This window comes from Marinovum sp. (genome assembly GCF_048263515.1).
GTDB lineage: Bacteria > Pseudomonadota > Alphaproteobacteria > Rhodobacterales > Rhodobacteraceae > Marinovum.
The window spans coordinates 128,943-146,454 of the sequence record NZ_JBLXEC010000010.1; the positions used below are offsets into that span (position 1 = coordinate 128,943).

A 17,512-nucleotide genomic window follows, 5' to 3' on the forward strand; every position below is an offset into this window, starting at 1 on the left:
GTCACAATCTCCAGGAAACAGGCAGGGTATCGCCCGACAGTCGGTCGAGCACCGGCAGCAGGTGCTGCCGAAGGATATGGCTGTCGGGGGCAAGCAGGCGCAGCACCAGCACGTCGGGCGCCAAGAGGCTGGCACCGCCGGTCTCGGGCAGATAGGCGCGCACGGCCTCCAGATGCCGCTCGGCGTCGGGGGCGACATAGACCAGCGCGGCCATCGCCCCGGCCCCGCCGGCAATCGACGGGCGGGCGAGCTGGCGGCTGATGTCACCCTCGAGCCGGACGGCATCATGATAGAGCGGTCGACCGTCGCGGCGCAGCTCGATCCGGTCGTGAAAGCGGGCGTCGGTCAGGCGCTCGCCCATGGCAGCGCGGCCGAAGACCACCGGTTCGACCATCAAAAGACGGGCATCAGCGGCCAGATCGACGGTCAGCCGACGGCGCAGCGCGCAGCCGTCATAAAGAATGAGCTCTTGCGGCAGCCAGTGCAGCATGGCGCCCTCGGCCACCTTGAGCGTGCTGTCCACCGTGCCGAAGTCGCCATCGCGGCTGCGGTAGGCGCGCTCGGCGGCCTGCGTCGTCAGCCCCAGCGCCGCGCCGGGACCGGCCTCGGCCGCCAGCGACAGGCGGTCGCCACCGGTCACGCCGCCGGCGGTGTTGATGCAGATCGCTTGCAACATCTCCTCCGCCCGCGGAAACAGCGCCTTCATCGCGCCGGCCTGCCGCAACCCGTCGATCACGCTGCGACGGCCCAGCCGCTTGGCCGAGAGGGCGATCTGCCCCCGCGCCCGCGGCTGGCGTGCAAGCGGCTGAAACGCTTGGGATATCGGCGGCTGAAGGGTAATCGGCTTGCTCCGGCAAAACATCTGTTCTGCTGCGGATTGAGCATATCGACGCCGGCAATGGCCAGATTCGCGGCAGTTTGGAAGCAAATGCCCGGGGTTTTCGCCCATCTTTTAATCAAAAGAGGTTAACGTCGCCCGGAAATCAGGCAATCGCCGATGAGGCGCCGGAAATTCTCGCAGCGGAATTGATCCCTTCGCCGCAATGCAGAACTCATGTCCTTGCTCACGCAACGGTGACGGTTCGCAAGGACACCGGCGCGAGGGGCGTGTGACGGCCAAGAGAACTGGCATTCGTAGCGGCCGCCACACTTTCGCAACAAACGTTGCAGGGCTTTCTGTAGGCCGCCGCGCCCTTTGGTGCAATGGCTCCACAGCCGCTCTGCGGGGAGACAGAAGATATGACCCGTATCACCAAGACATTCACCAGTATCGCAGCGCTTGGCATGTTCGCCGCCGCACCGGCCCTGGCCGCCGATTGCCCGATCAAGGTCGGCGTGCTGCATTCGCTGTCCGGCACCATGGCGATTTCCGAGACCACGCTGAAAGACACCATCGAGATGCTGGTCGAACAGCAGAACGAAAAAGGCGGCCTGCTGGGCTGCGAACTGGAAGCCGTTGTCGTCGACCCGGCCTCTGACTGGCCGCTCTTTGCCGAAAAGGCCCGCGAGCTGCTGTCGGTGCACGAGGTCGACGTGATCTTCGGCAACTGGACCTCGGTCAGCCGCAAATCCGTGCTGCCGGTGATCGAAGAGCTGAACGGCCTGCTGTTCTACCCGGTGCAGTACGAAGGTGAGGAATCGTCGAAGAACGTCTTCTACACCGGCGCCGCCCCCAACCAGCAGGCGATCCCGGCCACCGACTATTTCCTCGAAGAGCTTGGCGTCGAGAAATTCGCTCTGCTCGGCACCGACTACGTCTATCCCCGCACCACCAACAACATCCTGGAATCCTACCTGAAATCCAAGGGCATCGCCGAGGAAGACATCTTCGTCAACTACACCCCCTTTGGCCATTCCGACTGGGCCACCATTGTTGCTGACGTCGTGGCGCTGGGTGCCGACGGCAAGCAGGTCGGCGTGATCTCGACGATCAACGGCGATGCCAACATCGGCTTCTACAAGGAACTGGCCGCTGCCGGCGTCTCTGCCGACGACATCCCCGTCGTGGCCTTCTCGGTCGGTGAAGAAGAGCTCTCGGGCCTCGACACCTCGAACCTGGTCGGCCACCTCGCGGCCTGGAACTACTTCCAGTCGGCCGACACCCCGGCCAACGAAGAATTCATTGCCACCTGGAAGGCCCGGATGGGCGACGACCGCGTGACCAACGACCCGATGGAAGCCCATTACATCGGCTTCAACATGTGGGTCAACGCGGTGACCGACGCCGAGACCACCGACGTCGACGCCGTGCGTGACGCGATGTACGGCCAGACCTTCCCGAACCTGACCGGCGGCACCGCCGAGATGCTGGTCAACCACCACCTCTCCAAGCCCGTCCTGATCGGCGAGATCACCGCCGAAGGCCAGTTCGACATCGTCAGCCAGACCGAAGAAGTCCCCGGCGACGCCTGGACCGACTTCCTGCCGGAATCGGCCGTGCTGAAGTCCGATTGGAAAGAACTCGGCTGCGGTATGTACAACACCGAGACCTCGACCTGCGTCCAGATCAAGTCCAACTACTGATCTGACCGTCCCGGGGGCGCGGCCCACCCGCGCCCCCGGCTTCCCCTTCCCCCTCCGCAAGAACAGGCCCTCACAATGCACCGCGTGTTCCTCGCGTGTCTGGCTCTGCTTTGCCTGCCCCTGATGGCGCTGGCGCAAGACCAAGGCCCGACGACCCCTCAGACCTCTCCCGCCCCGCTGCAGGCGCTCTTGCAAGAGCATGCGCCGCTGGTGGCCAAGCCCTCGCGCAACTCCGTCGGCACCGTACTCGAGGCGCTGGTTGCCTCCGGCCTGCCGCAGGTGCCCGATTTCCTCAACCGCTGGGCGGAAAAGGACCTCTGGCAGCGCGATGCCGACGGGCTGTTCTTTTATGCCGCGAAGTCCGGCGACGCCTATGCCCTGACCGATATCGACAGCGGAGATGCCGCCGGCACCGCCGCCGGTGACGCCCTGACCAACATCAAGCCCAACGGCGGCGTCCGCCGCGAGATCGGCGCGGCTCTGGTGCAGTTCCAGCTCTCCGACCCCGACATCAAGCGCCGCCGCGAGGCGCTCGACGCGATCTCGCGCAACCCCGACCCCTCGCAGCTGGGCGCGCTCGCGGCCTCGATCGATGGCGAGAGCGACCCCGCCCTGAAGACCCGCAAGATCCGCCTCGCCAATTACCTCACCGCCCGCTTCGGCGAGACGCCCGAGGCGCGGATCAGCGCCATCGAGGCGCTTGCCGAGGATCTCAGCGTCGAGGGCCGCGCGGTGCTCAACCAGATCCTCTCGACCCGCTTCACCGCCGCCAAGTCTCTGCCCGAGGGCAGCAATATCGCCCGCGTGCTGACCTCCGGTGACGGCATCGACCGTGACGTGGCCTATGCCGCCCTGGTCGAAACCAAGCTCGCCCCGCCGCTGGTCAGCGCCGGCGACCTGCGCGCCGCGCTCGAGGCCAATATCGTCGACGGCAAGGTCGGCGGCGTGCCGCTGGGCCTGCTCGGCACCGAAGAGGCCCGCGCCAGGGCTTATGCCGCGCTGGCCGCCGAGGGCACCGTGCCGCAGCTGGTCACCGACGCCGACATCGACGCCGCGCTGGACTCCCACGTCTTCTTCGACACCTATGACGAGGCCGATCCGGACATCACCGCCGCCGCCAAGGCGACCCTCGCCAAGGTGCAGACCCGCGTCGGCGTCGGCCAGACCATCGACCTGACGATGGATGCCATTTCGCTGGCCTCGATCTACTTCCTCGCCGCCATCGGCCTCGCCATCACCTTCGGCGTCATGGGCGTGATCAACATGGCGCATGGCGAATTCATCATGATGGGCGCCTATACCGGCTACGTGGTGCAGCTCTTCGTGCCCGATTACACGCTGTCGCTGATCGTCGCCCTGCCGCTGGCCTTTGCCGTCACCTTCGCCGCCGGCGTGGCGATGGAGCGGCTGGTGATCCGCTGGCTCTACCACCGCCCGCTGGAGACCCTGCTGGCCACCTTCGGCATCTCGATCGCCCTGCAGCAGCTTGCCAAGAACATCTTCGGCACGCAGGCCCGCCCGCTGACCTCGCCGGCCTGGCTCGACGGCGCCTGGGTGCTCAACGACGTGGTGCAGATCTCCTACATCCGCATCGCCATCTTCGTGCTGGCGCTCCTGTTTCTCGGCCTGCTGCTCTTCATCCTGAAGAAGACCCGCCTCGGCCTCGAAGTGCGCGCCGTGACGCAGAACCCGCGCATGGCCAGCTCCATGGGCATCAACCCCGACCGCATCAACATGCTGACCTTCGGCCTGGGCTCGGGCATCGCCGGCATCGCCGGCGTCGCCATCGGGCTCTATGCCAAGGTCACTTCGGAAATGGGCGCCGATTACATCGTGCAGAGCTTCATGACCGTGGTCGTGGGCGGCGTCGGCAACGTCTGGGGCACGCTCGCGGGCGCCACCCTGATCGGCTTCCTGCAAAAGGGCATCGAGTTCTTCAACCCGTCGAACACGCTGGCCGCCCAGACCTACATGATCCTCTTCATCATCCTGTTCATCCAGTTCCGGCCCAAGGGCATCGTCGCCCTCAAGGGCCGCGCCGCCGGAGACTGACCATGACCCACCCAGTCCTTCCTCTTGCCGCAAATACCGCGGGGGAGTCCGCCTCTGGCGGACGGGGGCAGAGCCCCCTCCCCCGGCGACGCCAGCGGCGGCGCAACCAGAAAGGTGCCGCGCAATGACCCGCTCCTTCCTCTTCCGCAACCCCTCGGTGATGTGGTTCCTCGCAGCGCTTGCCCTCTTCACCCTGGGCGTCACCGCACTCAGCGAAGCCACCGGCGTGGGCCTCGTCTCCACCTCCTTCGTCAAGACCCTGGGCAAGACGCTCTGCCTCGCGCTCATTGCCATCGCCATGGACGTGGTCTGGGGCTATTGCGGCATTCTCAGCCTCGGCCATTTCGCCTTTTTCGGCATCGGCGGCTACGCCATCGGCATGTGGCTGATGTATGCCAGGACCGAGGCCATCGTGCTCGAAAGCCTGCAGGCCGGCGCCCTGCCGCCGACGCCCACCGAGGTCTCGGACGCCATCGCCGGGCAGATCTTCGGCGTGGTCGGCGCCTCGGAACTCCCCGGCCTCTGGAGCTTCGCGCATTCGCTGCCGCTGCAACTGGCCGCGGTGGTGATCGTGCCGGGGCTCCTGGCGCTCGTCTTCGGCTGGCTGGCCTTCCGCTCTCGCGTCACCGGCGTCTACCTGTCGATCCTCACCCAGGCGATGACGCTGGCGCTGTCGCTTTACCTGTTCCAGAATGACACCGGTCTGCGCGGCAACAACGGCCTCTCGGGCCTGCAGAACATCCCCGGCTTCGAGGACACGCCGCAATCGGTGATCTCCATGGGCTTCTTCTGGGCCTCGGCGCTGGCACTGGGGCTGGGCTACCTGCTCTTTGCCGTCGTCGTCGACGGCAAGATGGGCAGCGTGATCCGCGCCATCCGCGACAACGAGGCGCGGGTGCGCTTTCTCGGCTACCACGTCGAGAGCTACAAGCTCTTCGTCTTTACCCTCACCGCCATAGTCGCGGGCATCGCCGGCGCGCTTTACTACCCGCAGGCCGGCATCATCAACCCGGCGGAAATCGCGCCCATCGCGTCGATCTACCTCGCGGTCTGGGTGGCGATCGGCGGTCGCGGCCGGCTCTATGGCGCGGTGATCGGCGCGGCCTTCGTCTCGCTGCTGTCGAGCTGGTTCACCGGTGGCGGCGCCCCAGCCATCCCGCTCGGCTTCTACACCATCCAGTGGACTGACTGGTGGCTGGTGCTGCTGGGTCTGTCGTTCGTCGCCGTCACCCTGTTCTTCCCCAAGGGCATCGGCGGTCTCTTCGACTTCATCACCATCCGCCACCCGATCCCCGACCGCGTGGGCGGTTACGGCCCTGACGGCGGCGCGCGACGCAAGGAGGAGGGCAAGCCATGAAAACGCTTCTCGAAATGTCGGGGGTCTCGGTCAGCTTTGACGGCTTCAAGGCGATCAACAACCTGAGCTTCCAGATCGGCGAGCCGGAACTGCGCGCCATCATCGGACCCAACGGCGCCGGCAAGACCACCTTCATGGACATCATCACCGGCAAGACCCGGCCGGACGAGGGACGCGTGCTCTTTGGCGAGAAGTCCGTATCGCTTCTGAAGATGAGCGAAAGCGAGATCGCCCGCGCCGGTGTCGGCCGAAAGTTCCAGAAGCCCACGGTCTTCGAGGCCCAGACCGTGCGCGAAAACCTCGCCATGGCGCTGGCCAACAAGCGTGGCCCCTTCGACGTGCTGTTCTATCGCAAGACCCGCCGCGGCGCCGAGCGGATCGAGGAGATCGCCGAGCTGATCGGCCTCACCGACGAACTCACCCGCCTGTCCGGCGAGCTCTCCCACGGCCAGAAGCAATGGCTCGAGATCGGCATGCTGCTGGCCCAGGACCCGCGGCTGCTTCTGGTCGACGAACCGGCGGCGGGGATGACGCCGGCGGAACGCGAAAAGACCACGACCATGCTGGTCGAGGCGGCCAGGAAACACGCGGTGGTGGTGGTCGAACACGACATGGAATTCGTCCGCCGGCTGAACTGCAAGGTCACCGTGCTCAACGAAGGCTCGGTTCTGGCAGAAGGCTCGCTCGACCACGTGACCAAGAACAAGGACGTCATCGATGTCTATCTCGGAAGGTAACCCGATGCTGGAAACCCGCGACCTGACGCTGAAATACGGCCACAGCCAGATCCTGCACGGCATCTCGATGCAGGCCCGCGCCGGCGAGGTGACCTGCGTCATGGGCACCAACGGCGTCGGCAAGACCAGCCTGCTCAAGGCGATTTCCGGCAGCCATCCCCGCGCCGGTGGTGACCTGTTGATCGACGGCGAGGTCATCCCGCCTTCGCCCGCCCATGTGCTGGCGCAAAAGGGCGTGGGCTACGTGCCGCAGGGTCGCGACATCTTTCCGCTGATGACGGTGATGGAGAACCTTGAAACCGGCTATGCCTGCCTGCCCCGGTCTGAACATTTCGTGCCCGACGAGATCTTCGAGCTCTTCCCGGTGCTCAAGCAGATGCGCGCCCGGCGCGGCGGCGACCTGTCGGGCGGCCAGCAGCAACAGCTGGCAATTGCCCGCGCGCTGATCACCAAGCCGAAACTCCTGCTGCTCGACGAGCCGACCGAGGGCATCCAGCCCAACATCATCCAGCAGATCGGCGAGGTTATCAAATACTTGCGCGGCAAGGGCGAGATGGCGATCATCCTGGTCGAGCAGTTCTTTGACTTCGCCTATGGGCTGGGCGATCACTTCGTGGTGCTCAAACGCGGCGAGGTCGTGCTCGAGCGGGACCGCGCCAGCGCCGAGCGCGACGTGCTGCTGGAGCATGTCTCGGTCTGACCCACCCCGCGCAAACGTGAGACATCGCGTCAAATTCTCGCCATAACATTCGCAAGACTGTTGGTGCGGGATTCGAAAGGTATGTCTCATGTTGAGAAAAGTCTGGCTGGCCCTGTCGCTGGCGCTGGGTCTGGCCGGCGTCGCGCAGGCGCAGGAGGTGGCCTCCGTCAGGGCCTATGTCTGGGGCAATTCGCTGATCAACCACCCCACAGCCTCTGACGGCACGGCGGTGCCCTGGTGGCTGGCGCGGATAGCCAAGGCGGATGGTCGGGAATTGCGGCTGAGCGGCCAGTATGCCTTTGGCGGGCAGTTCCCCGACAAGCTGCCGCCAATGCCGGAATGGGGCTTTCCGGGTGTCAGCCCCAGCTATGAGACGGGCCGTGCATTTGGCGATGCGCGAATTGATACCCTGCTGATAAACCCAGAGAATTTCATCCAGTACAAGGGCCCGGCAGAGCCCTACGACGGCGATCACACCGACGGCCGCAGCCCGGTCAGCGGCACCGTGGCGCTGGCTTCCTGGGTCGCCGATCAGGGGCTTTCGCCCACGGTCTTCCTTTATGAAGGCTGGGCCGAGATGGACACGTTTCCGCCCACCCGCCGCGCCTATCGCCGCTACCTGGCCTTTACCACCGGCGACTACCACGACTGGTACCTCGCCTATCGCGATGCCGTGGCCGAAGCCCTGCCCGGCCTCGATGTGCGGCTGATCCCGGTCGGGCCGATCCTTACCGGGTTGCTTACCGACGGTCCGCTGGAAGACCTGCGACCGGTCGATCTCTACACCGACAACGCGCCGCACGGCACGCCGACGACCTATCTGATCGCCGCGATGATCACATATTCGGCGCTCTACAACGCCCCGCCGCCGGCGGGTCTCGACCTGACCCAGAACGTCCATCCGCTGATGGTCGAAAACTACGCTGCCGCGGCGGAGTTCATCTGGCAGGAGATGCAGGATTACGCCGCACCGCGCCGGAGTGCCGAAGCGCCCACGCCAAAACCCATCGAAAAAGCCGAGGCGCCGGTACCTGCGCCCGCACCCGAACCGGTCCCAAAAGCCGAAGCGCCCGAGGCCCCCGCCCCAGAGGTCGTGGCCACTGAGCCGCAGGACGCTACACCCTCCACCGGCACCGGTCTCGCCAACCCCTCCATCGCCATGGGGCTCAACGGCATCGCCGACTGGTCCACCCAGCAGCCCTTCATCAACGTGATGAAGACCGCGCGCCATTGGGTTGGCCACCTGCCCGGCCAATGGGGCGGTGTCAGTGCCGAGGACCTGGCGGCGCAGGGCGTGCTTGATGCCCATGGCTGGCTGACCCGGATGCCCGAAGGCGTCGACCGGGTCGAGGCCTTCCTGCTGACCGACATGCCGCCCGAGGCTATCTCGCTCGCCGGGCGCTACCGGGTGACCTGGGAGGGCAGCGGCAGTCTCGACATCGTCGGCCGCGCCCGGGTGCAGAAGAAGGAGGAGCGCGCGCTGTGGTTTCTCTACGAGCCGGGCGAAGGCACCGTGGCGGTACAGATCAACCAGACCGACCCCAAGGGCACCGACGACTATATCCGCAACATCGAGGTGATGCGCGAGGATCACGTGCCGCTGCATGAGGCGGGGATGGTGTTCAACCCGGATTTCCTCAACCACATCAAGGATCTGCGGTCGCTGCGCTACATGGACTGGATGTTCACCAACGGCTCGCCCAAGGTGACCTGGGACGACCGCGCACGGACCGGCGACTATTCCTATTTCCACCGCGGCGTGCCGGTCGAACATCTGGTCGCGCTGGCCAATCTGGTGGGTGCCGATCCGTGGTTCACCATGCCGCATATGGCCGATGACAGCTACCTGCGCGCCTATGCCGAGGCGGTGCGCGACGGGCTCGACCCGCGGCTCAAGGCCTATGCCGAGTATTCCAACGAGCTCTGGAACCGTTTCTTTCCGCAGGCGACCTGGGCTGATGAGCAGGCCCGCGCCCGCTGGGGCGCCGCCGCCGGCGATGACGCCTGGATGCAGTTTGCCGGGATGCGCGCCGCCCAGGTGGCCGACATCTGGACCGAGGTTTTCGGCGCCCAGGCCCCTGCAAGGCTGGTCAACGTGATCGGCGTGCACACCGGCTGGCCGGGGCTGGAGGAGCCGCTGCTCGAGGCGCCGCTGTGGCAGGCCGAGGGCAATGCGCCCCCGGCCGAGCGGTTTCAGGCCTATGCGGTCTCGGGCTATTTCGGCCATCTGATCGGCAGCGAGGAAGAGGGGCACGAGGTCAGAGCGCTGCTCGACGCCGCCGCCGCCCGCGCCCGCGAGGCCGGCGAAGATGAGGGCCTGCGCCGCGTGGCTCTGCGCGAATACGTGGGCGCGCGGCAGTTCGAGGGCACCATCGCGCCGGTGATCGACCGGTTGCGCGCCGGGTCATTCAAGGAGCTGACCGGCGAGCTCTGGCCCTATCACGCCCGCGTCGCCGCCGCGCATGGCATGCAGCTGGTGATGTACGAAGGCGGCACGCATATCCTGGGTCACGGCCCGTGGCAGCAGGACGAGGAGATGACCGCCTATTTCCACCGGCTGAACTATTCACCCGAGATGGGCGCGCTCTATGCCGATCTGCTGACGGAATGGCGGGCGGTGGGTGGCACGCTGTTCAATGCCTTCGTCGATATCGGCAGGCCGTCGAAGTTCGGCAGCTGGGGCCACCTGCGCCATCTCGACGACACCACCCCGCGCTGGGACGCGCTGATGGCCTTCAACACCGGCACCCCCGCCTGGTGGGAGACCCGCGATCCCGGCGCCTTTCTGCAGGGGGTGATCCGGCAGGGCAGCGCCGGGGGCGAAGAGCTCGAGGGCACCTCGGAGGAAGACGTGCTGATCGGCCATGCCGGTGACGATGTGCTGGTAAGCCACGGCCGGGGCGATTTCCTGCACGGCGGGCCCGGGCGCGACGTGGCGGTGCTGCCGGGGCCTTATGCCAGCTACGGCTTCGACCGCGACGGCGCGCTGCTGCGTGCCTGGCACAAGGACGGCGTGACACATCTGCGGGCGATCGAGATGCTGCGCTTCGATGATGTCGAAGTGGCGACCGACCTGTTGCAATAGGCCCGACCGCGCGGCCGGGCCTTGCAGGTACCGGTTACAGGGCCTGCTTCAACGCTGTGATGATCCCTTGGCGACCGATGCTATCAAAGGCTTCGCGCACGGCGGGCGCTAACACGTCCCCCGCCTCGGTCAGCCCGTCCAGCGACAGAACACCGGCCACCGGATCCTCGCTATTGGCAGCGGCCAGCAGCTCCTTCTGGCGCGGATCGGCCACCGTCGGCAGGTCGCGCAGGGCGGCGATCCAGCTGGCGATCGCCAGCGCGGTCAGCGGCCAGGACCGGTCGGCGGCCGCGTTCAGGCAGGCCGGCACGAACAGCCGCTGCGGCATCTTCTGGCTGGTGTCCTGGGCGATCTGGTCGAGCCTGTGGCGCAGCCGGGTGTTGGCAAAGCGCGCGATCAGCGCCTTGGCATAGGCCGGCACGTCGACGCCTTCGGGCATGTCGAGCGTGGGCGCTTGTTCCTCCAGCATCAGCTTTTCGGTCGCGGCCCGCAGCACCGGGTCGGCCGTGGCCTCGGCCACGGTCTCGTAGCCCGCAAGGCGCCCCGCCTGGGCGAGGAAGGTATGCGCGCCGTTCAGCATGCGCAGCTTCATCTCCTCATAGGGCGTGACATCCGCCACCAGCTCGGCCCCGCCTTCGGCAAAGGGCGGACGGGCGCCGGCGAAATGATCCTCGAGCACCCATTGATGGAAGGGTTCGGTGACGATGCCATTGGCATCCGCACCCCCGGCGGCCGCTTCGACCAGCGCCGTGCCGGCGGCATCGAGCGCCGGGGTGATCCGGTCGACCATGGAATTGGGGAAGGCGGCGTTTGCCTCGATCCAGCCGGGCAGGTCGGCGTCGATCTCGGCAGCGTAGTCGAGGATCACCTGCCGCAGGATATCGCCATTGCCGGGGACATTGTCGCAAGAGACCAGCGTGATCGGCCCGCCGCCCCGCGCCCGCCTGCGGCGCAGCCCTTCGGCCAGCACGCCGATGGCGGTGCCCGGTGCGCCCGCGCCGGAGAGATCGGCCTTGATGTCATCGCGCGCCCTGTCGAGCCGGCCACCGGCCTGACAATAGCCCTTTTCGGTGACGGTCAGCAGGACGACCTCGAGCGGGTCAGAGGCGATCAGCTCGGGCAGGGCCTCGGGCCCGTCGCGGCGGGGATGCAGGCTGCCGATGACACAGCCGATCCGCCGCGACAGCGCGCTTTCTCCATCGGCGGCGACCACGTGATAGCGCCCTTCGGCGGCATCGAGCGCCGAGAGCGCCTCGGCCCCGGAGTTCAGCCGCGCCGCGACCACGCCCCAGTCACCGCCGGCGGCATCAAGCCCGCGGTCGAGAAACCACATCGAATGAGCGCGGCCAAAGGCGCCGAAGCCCAGATGCAGGATGCGCGGCTTCAGCGCGGCGCGGTCATAGCCGGGCGCTTCGTGGGTGATCTGCAGATCGGTCATAGCTCTACCTCGTCATTGGATGTGATCGCCCGCCCTTGGGCGCGCAGCAAACGTGTCTCGCCCTGTGGCAGGATCACCCGGGCCTTTGGCAGGACCAGCGCGGCATTGCCGTCCTGCTGCCAGTCGAGGCTGACCTCGGTGGCGTTGCTGGCGAGGGTGAAGCGCAGCAGGCTGTGCGCCGGCGCCTCGCTGATGCCGTCGTCCTCGTAGAAGACCGAGCTGTCCTGCGCCGTGCCGGGGGCCGGGAAGACCAGCAGCTCGCGCGCCGTGTCAGCGGCGGGATCTGCGCGCTTGGCACCGACCGAGACCGGCAGCACCGCGCCGGCGCGAACGAAGAGCGGGATTTTGTCTAGATCGACCGCCAGTTCCACCAGAGCGCCGGGGGCGTGGTACTGACCGCTGTGAAAATCCCACCAACCGGCGGCTTTGTCGGGCAAGAGGACGCGGCGCCGTTGCACCCCTTCGTCCATCACGGTGGCGACCAGCAGATCGCGGCCCAGCAGAAACTCGTCCCGCTCGCCCCAGCAGGCCGGGTCGCCCGGGAAATCCAGGAACAGCGGCCGCAGCATCGGCTCGTCCAACGCCGCCGCCTGCCAGAGGCAGGTGTAGAGATAGGGCAGCAACCGATAGCGCAGCGCCAGCGCCGCACGGATCTGCGGCAGCACCTCGGGGTACATCCAGGGCTCGTTCACCGTGCCGTCGTCATTCCAGGAATGGATGGTGAAGCGCGGATGGAAGATGCCGTTCTGCACCCAGCGGACAAAGAGTTCCGGCCCGGGCTTGGGGCCGGAAAAGCCGCCGACGTCGTGGCCGATGTTGTAGAACCCCGACAGGCTCATGCCGAGGCCGGTGCGGGTGTTGTAGCGAATGGTCTTCCAGTCGGTGCGGTTGTCGCCAGACCAGGTCTGGGCATGCCGCTGCAGCCCCGGCGCACCGGAGCGCGAGATCAGGTAGGGCCGCTTGCCGGGCGCATGCCGACGCTGTGCCTCTTCCGAGGCGCGGCTCATCAGGATCGGCATCAGCGGCCGGATCAGCCCGACATCGACCGGATCGCCGAAACCGTCGCAACGGGCGTGGTGATCCCAGATCTCGTATTCGTTGTTGTCGTTCCAGGTCGAGCCGATGCCATGGTCGAGCAGTTGCTTCGTCACGCCCTCCTGCCACCAGGCCACCGCCTCGGGGTTGGTGAAATCAAGGTGCGATCCTTCATCGTCCCAGAAGATCGAGCGCTCGGGCCGGGTGCTGGCCTCGCTGTCGCGGATGAAAAGCCCGACGGTGGCAACCTCGTCATAGCGCGGATGATCCTGCAGCAGGCAGGGCTTGATATTGGCGATCAGATGCACGCCTGCCTCGGCAAAGCGCGCGGTCATGCCGGCGATGTCGGGCACCTTGTCACTGTTCCAGTTGAAGACGTAGCGCTTGGGCCCGATCGAGGTATAGCCCGAGGACATCTGGAAGCTGTCGCAGGGAATGTCATGCTCGGCGATCCGGTCGAGGAAGCCTTCGAGCTGCGCCTGGGCGTCGGGCGCGTCGGTGTAGCTCATGGTCGAGCCGGAATAGCCCAGCGTCCAGCGCGGCGGAAAGGCGGTGCCGCCGGTCAGCCGGGTCTGGCCCTTGACCAGGTCAAGCAGTTGCGGCGCCCAGCGCATGTAGTAGTCGAGATCGCCGTCCTCAGCCCGGTAAGCGCGATACGGCAGGTGATAATTGTCGAGCTCGTGGCCGAGGTCGAACCAGCAGGAGGCAAAGTTGTCGTAAAAGATCGACCAGGCCCCGGCGCCGTCGGTCTGGGTCAGGGTAAAGGGCACGTGTTTGTAAAGCGGATCGGTCGTTTCGGCGTCATAGCCCATGGCGTCGAGGTTGCGCATTTCGAAGCGGCGGCCACTGCGTTCCAGATCGCCGGTCTTTTCGCCAAGGCCGAAGACCCGGTCGCCGGGGTAGCGGCGCAGGAAGTGCGCGTGCCGGTGACCACGAATGCCCATCAGCGTGCCGCCAGTGGGGCGTTCCTCGACAAAGGGCACCCATTGGCCGTCGATGCGCGCGGCCCAGGCCAGATGCAGCGGCTGCGAGACGGTGAGACGGAGCGCCTCGGTCTCGATCACCAGCGTTGCGCCTTCGGTGATCCTTGGCGTCGGGCAGGTGAAACCGGCGAGGTCGTCGCGGCTGCGTCCCTGCCAGGGCATCTCGCCCTCAGGGGCCACGCACCAGGTCCGGTCCAGCCGCCAGGTGCCGTGCTTTTTCAGCGAGACACGGATCAGGTCCTGCTCCAGCGTGCGGATCGACAGCAGGTGATTTCCTTCGACCCGCAGATCGACACCCGAATCGTGGCGGGCGTCGAGCGCCCAGATCTGCAGGGTCTTCATCGAGAGATCGCGCGGAGGGTGGCCCGCGTCCGCTCTGGATCAGCGGCGCGCCGTGGCAGGCAGGTCGGGCTGTGGGCGGTCATCGGGACTCCTCGCGCTGAGATTGACCGCACCTTGGCAGAAGGGATAATTTTGGTCAACCAATTTAAGAAACAGGTTGACTACTTCTGCTATCAGGCGGCATCATGCGGCATGTTTGGTCAACCAGATTCCACCGTTTCCGCAGAAAGGACCCCCTTGAGCACCGCCGCCCGCCCAATCGCCACACCGCACGGTACCGCCGCGCCAGCCCCGCAGGCCGGCTGATGGGCGAACGTCGGCAATATCAGGACGTCGCCCGCGACATCCAGGCGATCATCCGGGCCGAGGCGCTCTCGACCGGCGACAGGTTGCCGCCAGAACGCGGGCTGTCCGAACAGCTGGGCGTGTCGCGTTCGCTGGTGCGCGAGGCGCTGATCCTGCTCGAGATCGAAGGCGTGGTCGAGGTGCGCAAGGGCTCCGGCATCTACATCTCGGACACGCCGCAGGGCTCAGGCGCGCCAGTGCGCGACGACATCGGGCCCTTCGAGCTGCTGCAATCCCGCCAGCTGATCGAATCCGAGATCGCCGGCTTTGCCGCCCGCATGGTCACCAAGAACGACATCCTCCGCCTGCGCGAGACCCTGGCGCGTGAACGCGCCGAGCTGGAGCAGGGCGACCCGAGCCACGACGGCGACCGCGCCTTTCACCGCCAGATCGCCGAGGCGACGCAGAACTCGGTGCTGGTCGACGTGGTCGAAGAGCTCTGGCGCAAGCGCGATCAAAGCCCGATGTGGGCCCGGTTGCACGCCCGCATCTTCGAAACCGAGTACCGCCGTGCCTGGCTGGACGATCACGAGGCGATCCTTGCCGCGCTGCAAGCCCGCAATCCCGAGGCCGCCAAGGCCGCCATGGGCCGGCACCTCGGCAATGTCCGCGAAACCCTGATGCTGCTGTCGGATGTCGAAGACCCGGCGTTTGACGGCTACCTGTTCGAACCGGTCGCCCAGACCGGATAACCCCACATTCCGAAGAGGCCCCTCATGATCGAATCCTGGCGCTGGTTTGGCCCTGATGACCCCGTCACCCTGCCCGACATCCGTCAGGCAGGCGCCACCGGCATTGTCACCGCCCTGCACGGCGTGCCCGCCGACACCCCTTGGCAGCGCGAGGACGTCGCCGCTCGGCAGCAGATGATCCGCGACGCCGGCCTCGACTGGGTGGTGGTCGAAAGCATCCCGGTGCACGAAAGCATCAAGACCGGCACGCCGGGGTGGGAGGCGATGGCCGATGTCTGGGCCGAGAGCCTGCGCGCCGTGGCGGCCCAGGGCATCAGCACGATCTGCTACAACTTCATGCCGGTGCTCGACTGGACGCGCACCGCGCTGGATCACCGCTTGGCCGATGGCGCCGAATGCCTGCGCTACGATGCGGTCGACGCGGCGGTCTTCGACATCTTCCTGCTGGAGCGTGACGGCGCCCGCGCCGATCACCTCGACGCAATCGTGGCCGAGGCCGAGACCCGCTATGCCACCATGGACGCCGCCACCCGCCAACGGCTGGTCGACACCATCATCGCCGGGCTTCCCGGGGCCGAGGAAAGCTGGACAATCGACAGTTTCCGCGACCGCATCGCCGCCTATGCCGAGATCGACGCGGCGCGGCTGCGGGGCAACCTGCTGGCCTTTCTCGACCGGGTGCTGCCGGTGGCCGAAGAGCTGGGCGTCAAGCTGGCGATCCACCCCGACGATCCGCCCTTTGCGCTGTTCGGCCTGCCGCGCGTGGTGTCGACCGCCGAAGATCTGGCGGCGATCTTCGATCATTTGCCGAGCCCGTCCAACGGCCTGACCTTCTGCGCCGGCTCTTTGGGTGCGCGCGGCGACAACGACCTGCCGGCGATGTTCGAGCGTTTCCGCGACCGCATCCACTTCCTGCACCTGCGCTCGACCGAGCGCGAGGCGGATGGCGTCAGCTTCCACGAGGCGGCGCATCTTGGCGGCGATGCCGGGCTGGTCGAGATCGTGCGCCGGGCGCTGGAGCTGGAGACCGACAGCGGGCGGCAGATCCCGATGCGCCCCGATCATGGCCACATGATCGGCTGGGACCTGTCGCGCGGCATGCGCGCGGGCTATCCCTATATCGGCCGTCTGCGCGGCCTGGCCGAGTTGCGCGGCGCGGCGGCGGCCTTTGCCGCCATGGCCCGCGGCTGAGACTTTGTCGCGCGGGGGGCTGCCCTCCGCGCGACCTGAGACCACGCGCTGCAAGGCCCGTAGACATTCCGGGCGCAGGCCCGACTTCCGGCACATTCGTTCCGCATTTGCCTGCTAGAGCCACGGCCTATGCGACGAATGGAGATGCCCGTGAACGTGACCGCTGCGCTGACCCCCGCGACCGGAGCCGATCTGCGCGTCGAGGTGATCGACAGTCTCGACGGGCTGACCATGCTTCGCCGTGGCTGGGAGCGTCTGGCCGGGATCGACCCGCACGCTGGCTTCTTCCTGTCCTGGCGCTGGATGAAGACCCTGCTGGCCGACAACCCCGGCACATGGCATGTGCTGGTGGCGCGTTCCGGGACCGCCCCTCAGGACATCGCCGCCATCCTGCCCCTGCGCCATGCTTTTCACTGGAGCGACAGCGCCGGTGCTTGCCAGACGCGTTATGATGCCGCCGGCCGCCTCGGGCTGAGCGACGCGACCGGGTTTCTCTGCGATCCCACCCGCGAAGCCCCCGCCATGGCCGCGCTTGCGAATGCGCTCGCGGCCCTGCCGTGGAGGCGGCTGTCGCTGCGCTATCTTTCCGCCCCAGAACGCGCCCGGCTTTTTGCCGCGGGCTTTGATCCCGAGAAGTTCCGCGTCACCTGGCCGGCTTATTCCGACAACGGCGGTGTCACCGACAAGCTGCGCGTGCCAACCGTCGCCTTGCCCGAAAGCTCCGACGCCTACTTGCAAGAGACCGTCAGCAAGAGCATCCGCAGCAAGATCCGCCGCTTTCGCCGCCGATATCTCGACGACGGGCCTTATCGCATCACGCTGACCACGCCCGAGAGCTTTGCCCGGAATGCTGACGCGCTGCAGATGCTTTGGCGGGCACGCTGGCACGAGACCCTGTCGTCGCAGGCGCTTGAGAACTGCGGTGCAAAAGTCGGCCACGGTAGCGGCGGGATGAGCCCGCTGCGGGCGGCGTAAAAGTCGTCCACCTTTGCCCTTTCTGGCGACAGGGAGGGCGGGAGGATTTTCACCGTG

12 protein-coding genes are annotated in these 17,512 nt (G+C 66.8%); 9 read left to right on the top strand and 3 right to left on the bottom strand.

What is annotated here, in order from left to right; translation table 11 throughout:
- Window position 1 precedes the first annotated feature (1 nt).
- Window positions 2–862: an urease accessory protein UreD gene (locus tag ACN0SE_RS11525; RefSeq protein WP_417524670.1), complete on the bottom strand. Its 861-nt coding sequence runs from the start codon at window positions 860–862 to the stop codon at window positions 2–4.
- 422 nt (window positions 863–1,284) lie between these two features.
- On the opposite strand from ACN0SE_RS11525, the gene urtA reads away from it, so the two are divergent.
- From urtA to ACN0SE_RS11555, 6 genes are all read left to right on the top strand, one after another.
- Window positions 1,285–2,523: an urea ABC transporter substrate-binding protein gene (gene urtA / locus ACN0SE_RS11530; RefSeq protein ID WP_417524682.1), complete on the top strand. Its 1,239-nt coding sequence runs from the start codon at window positions 1,285–1,287 to the stop codon at window positions 2,521–2,523.
- Between the two features lie 75 nt (window positions 2,524–2,598).
- Window positions 2,599–4,575 (top strand): urea ABC transporter permease subunit UrtB, encoded by a 1,977-nt coding sequence (urtB, locus tag ACN0SE_RS11535; RefSeq protein ID WP_417524671.1) that lies wholly within the window; start codon window positions 2,599–2,601, stop codon window positions 4,573–4,575.
- 124 nt (window positions 4,576–4,699) lie between these two features.
- Entirely contained in the window at window positions 4,700–5,932 is a 1,233-nt protein-coding gene (gene urtC, locus ACN0SE_RS11540; RefSeq protein ID WP_417524672.1) for an urea ABC transporter permease subunit UrtC, read from the top strand.
- On the top strand, window positions 5,929–6,669 hold the full coding sequence (gene urtD / locus ACN0SE_RS11545) for an urea ABC transporter ATP-binding protein UrtD (protein ID WP_417524673.1): 741 nt from the start codon (window positions 5,929–5,931) through the stop codon (window positions 6,667–6,669). The genes urtC and urtD overlap by 4 nt, the downstream gene beginning before the upstream one ends.
- A gap of 4 nt (window positions 6,670–6,673) precedes the next feature.
- Window positions 6,674–7,369 carry an urea ABC transporter ATP-binding subunit UrtE gene (urtE, locus tag ACN0SE_RS11550; protein WP_417524683.1) on the top strand — a complete coding sequence of 232 codons (696 nt, stop codon included), beginning with the start codon at window positions 6,674–6,676 and terminating at the stop codon, window positions 7,367–7,369.
- An 88-nt stretch (window positions 7,370–7,457) separates the two neighbouring features.
- The gene (locus ACN0SE_RS11555) at window positions 7,458–10,454 is read left to right on the top strand and encodes a calcium-binding protein (RefSeq protein WP_417524674.1); all 2,997 of its coding nucleotides are present in this window, start codon (window positions 7,458–7,460) and stop codon (window positions 10,452–10,454) included.
- Between the two features lie 34 nt (window positions 10,455–10,488).
- Here the strand turns inward: ACN0SE_RS11555 and ACN0SE_RS11560 are convergent, their stop codons facing one another.
- Entirely contained in the window at window positions 10,489–11,892 is a 1,404-nt protein-coding gene (locus ACN0SE_RS11560; protein ID WP_417524675.1) for a mannitol dehydrogenase family protein, read from the bottom strand.
- Window positions 11,889–14,252 (bottom strand): TIM-barrel domain-containing protein, encoded by a 2,364-nt coding sequence (locus tag ACN0SE_RS11565; RefSeq protein WP_417524676.1) that lies wholly within the window; start codon window positions 14,250–14,252, stop codon window positions 11,889–11,891. Before ACN0SE_RS11565 ends, ACN0SE_RS11560 begins: the two co-directional genes overlap by 4 nt.
- A gap of 305 nt (window positions 14,253–14,557) precedes the next feature.
- On the opposite strand from ACN0SE_RS11565, the gene ACN0SE_RS11570 reads away from it, so the two are divergent.
- The 3 genes from ACN0SE_RS11570 to ACN0SE_RS11580 all read left to right on the top strand — a co-directional run bounded on the left by ACN0SE_RS11570 (window position 14,558) and on the right by ACN0SE_RS11580 (window position 17,455).
- The gene (locus ACN0SE_RS11570) at window positions 14,558–15,289 is read left to right on the top strand and encodes an FCD domain-containing protein (RefSeq protein WP_417524677.1); all 732 of its coding nucleotides are present in this window, start codon (window positions 14,558–14,560) and stop codon (window positions 15,287–15,289) included.
- Window positions 15,290–15,313: 24 nt separating this feature from the next.
- Window positions 15,314–16,480 (top strand): mannonate dehydratase, encoded by a 1,167-nt coding sequence (gene uxuA, locus ACN0SE_RS11575; protein ID WP_417524678.1) that lies wholly within the window; start codon window positions 15,314–15,316, stop codon window positions 16,478–16,480.
- Between the two features lie 150 nt (window positions 16,481–16,630).
- Window positions 16,631–17,455: a hypothetical protein gene (locus tag ACN0SE_RS11580; protein WP_417524679.1), complete on the top strand. Its 825-nt coding sequence runs from the start codon at window positions 16,631–16,633 to the stop codon at window positions 17,453–17,455.
- Window positions 17,456–17,512: the final 57 nt, after the last annotated feature.

Coding starts and splice junctions, on each gene's coding strand:
- urtC (WP_417524672.1), top strand. CDS start 4,700: ATGACCCGCTCCTTCCTCTTCCGCAACCCCTCGGTGATGTGGTTCCTC.
- ACN0SE_RS11565 (WP_417524676.1), bottom strand. CDS start 14,252: ATGAAGACCCTGCAGATCTGGGCGCTCGACGCCCGCCACGATTCGGGT.
- ACN0SE_RS11570 (WP_417524677.1), top strand. CDS start 14,558: ATGGGCGAACGTCGGCAATATCAGGACGTCGCCCGCGACATCCAGGCG.
- ACN0SE_RS11560 (WP_417524675.1), bottom strand. CDS start 11,892: ATGACCGATCTGCAGATCACCCACGAAGCGCCCGGCTATGACCGCGCC.
- ACN0SE_RS11525 (WP_417524670.1), bottom strand. CDS start 862: ATGTTTTGCCGGAGCAAGCCGATTACCCTTCAGCCGCCGATATCCCAA.
- urtA (WP_417524682.1), top strand. CDS start 1,285: ATGTTCGCCGCCGCACCGGCCCTGGCCGCCGATTGCCCGATCAAGGTC.
- urtB (WP_417524671.1), top strand. CDS start 2,599: ATGCACCGCGTGTTCCTCGCGTGTCTGGCTCTGCTTTGCCTGCCCCTG.
- ACN0SE_RS11555 (WP_417524674.1), top strand. CDS start 7,458: ATGTTGAGAAAAGTCTGGCTGGCCCTGTCGCTGGCGCTGGGTCTGGCC.
- urtE (WP_417524683.1), top strand. CDS start 6,674: ATGCTGGAAACCCGCGACCTGACGCTGAAATACGGCCACAGCCAGATC.
- urtD (WP_417524673.1), top strand. CDS start 5,929: ATGAAAACGCTTCTCGAAATGTCGGGGGTCTCGGTCAGCTTTGACGGC.
- uxuA (WP_417524678.1), top strand. CDS start 15,314: ATGATCGAATCCTGGCGCTGGTTTGGCCCTGATGACCCCGTCACCCTG.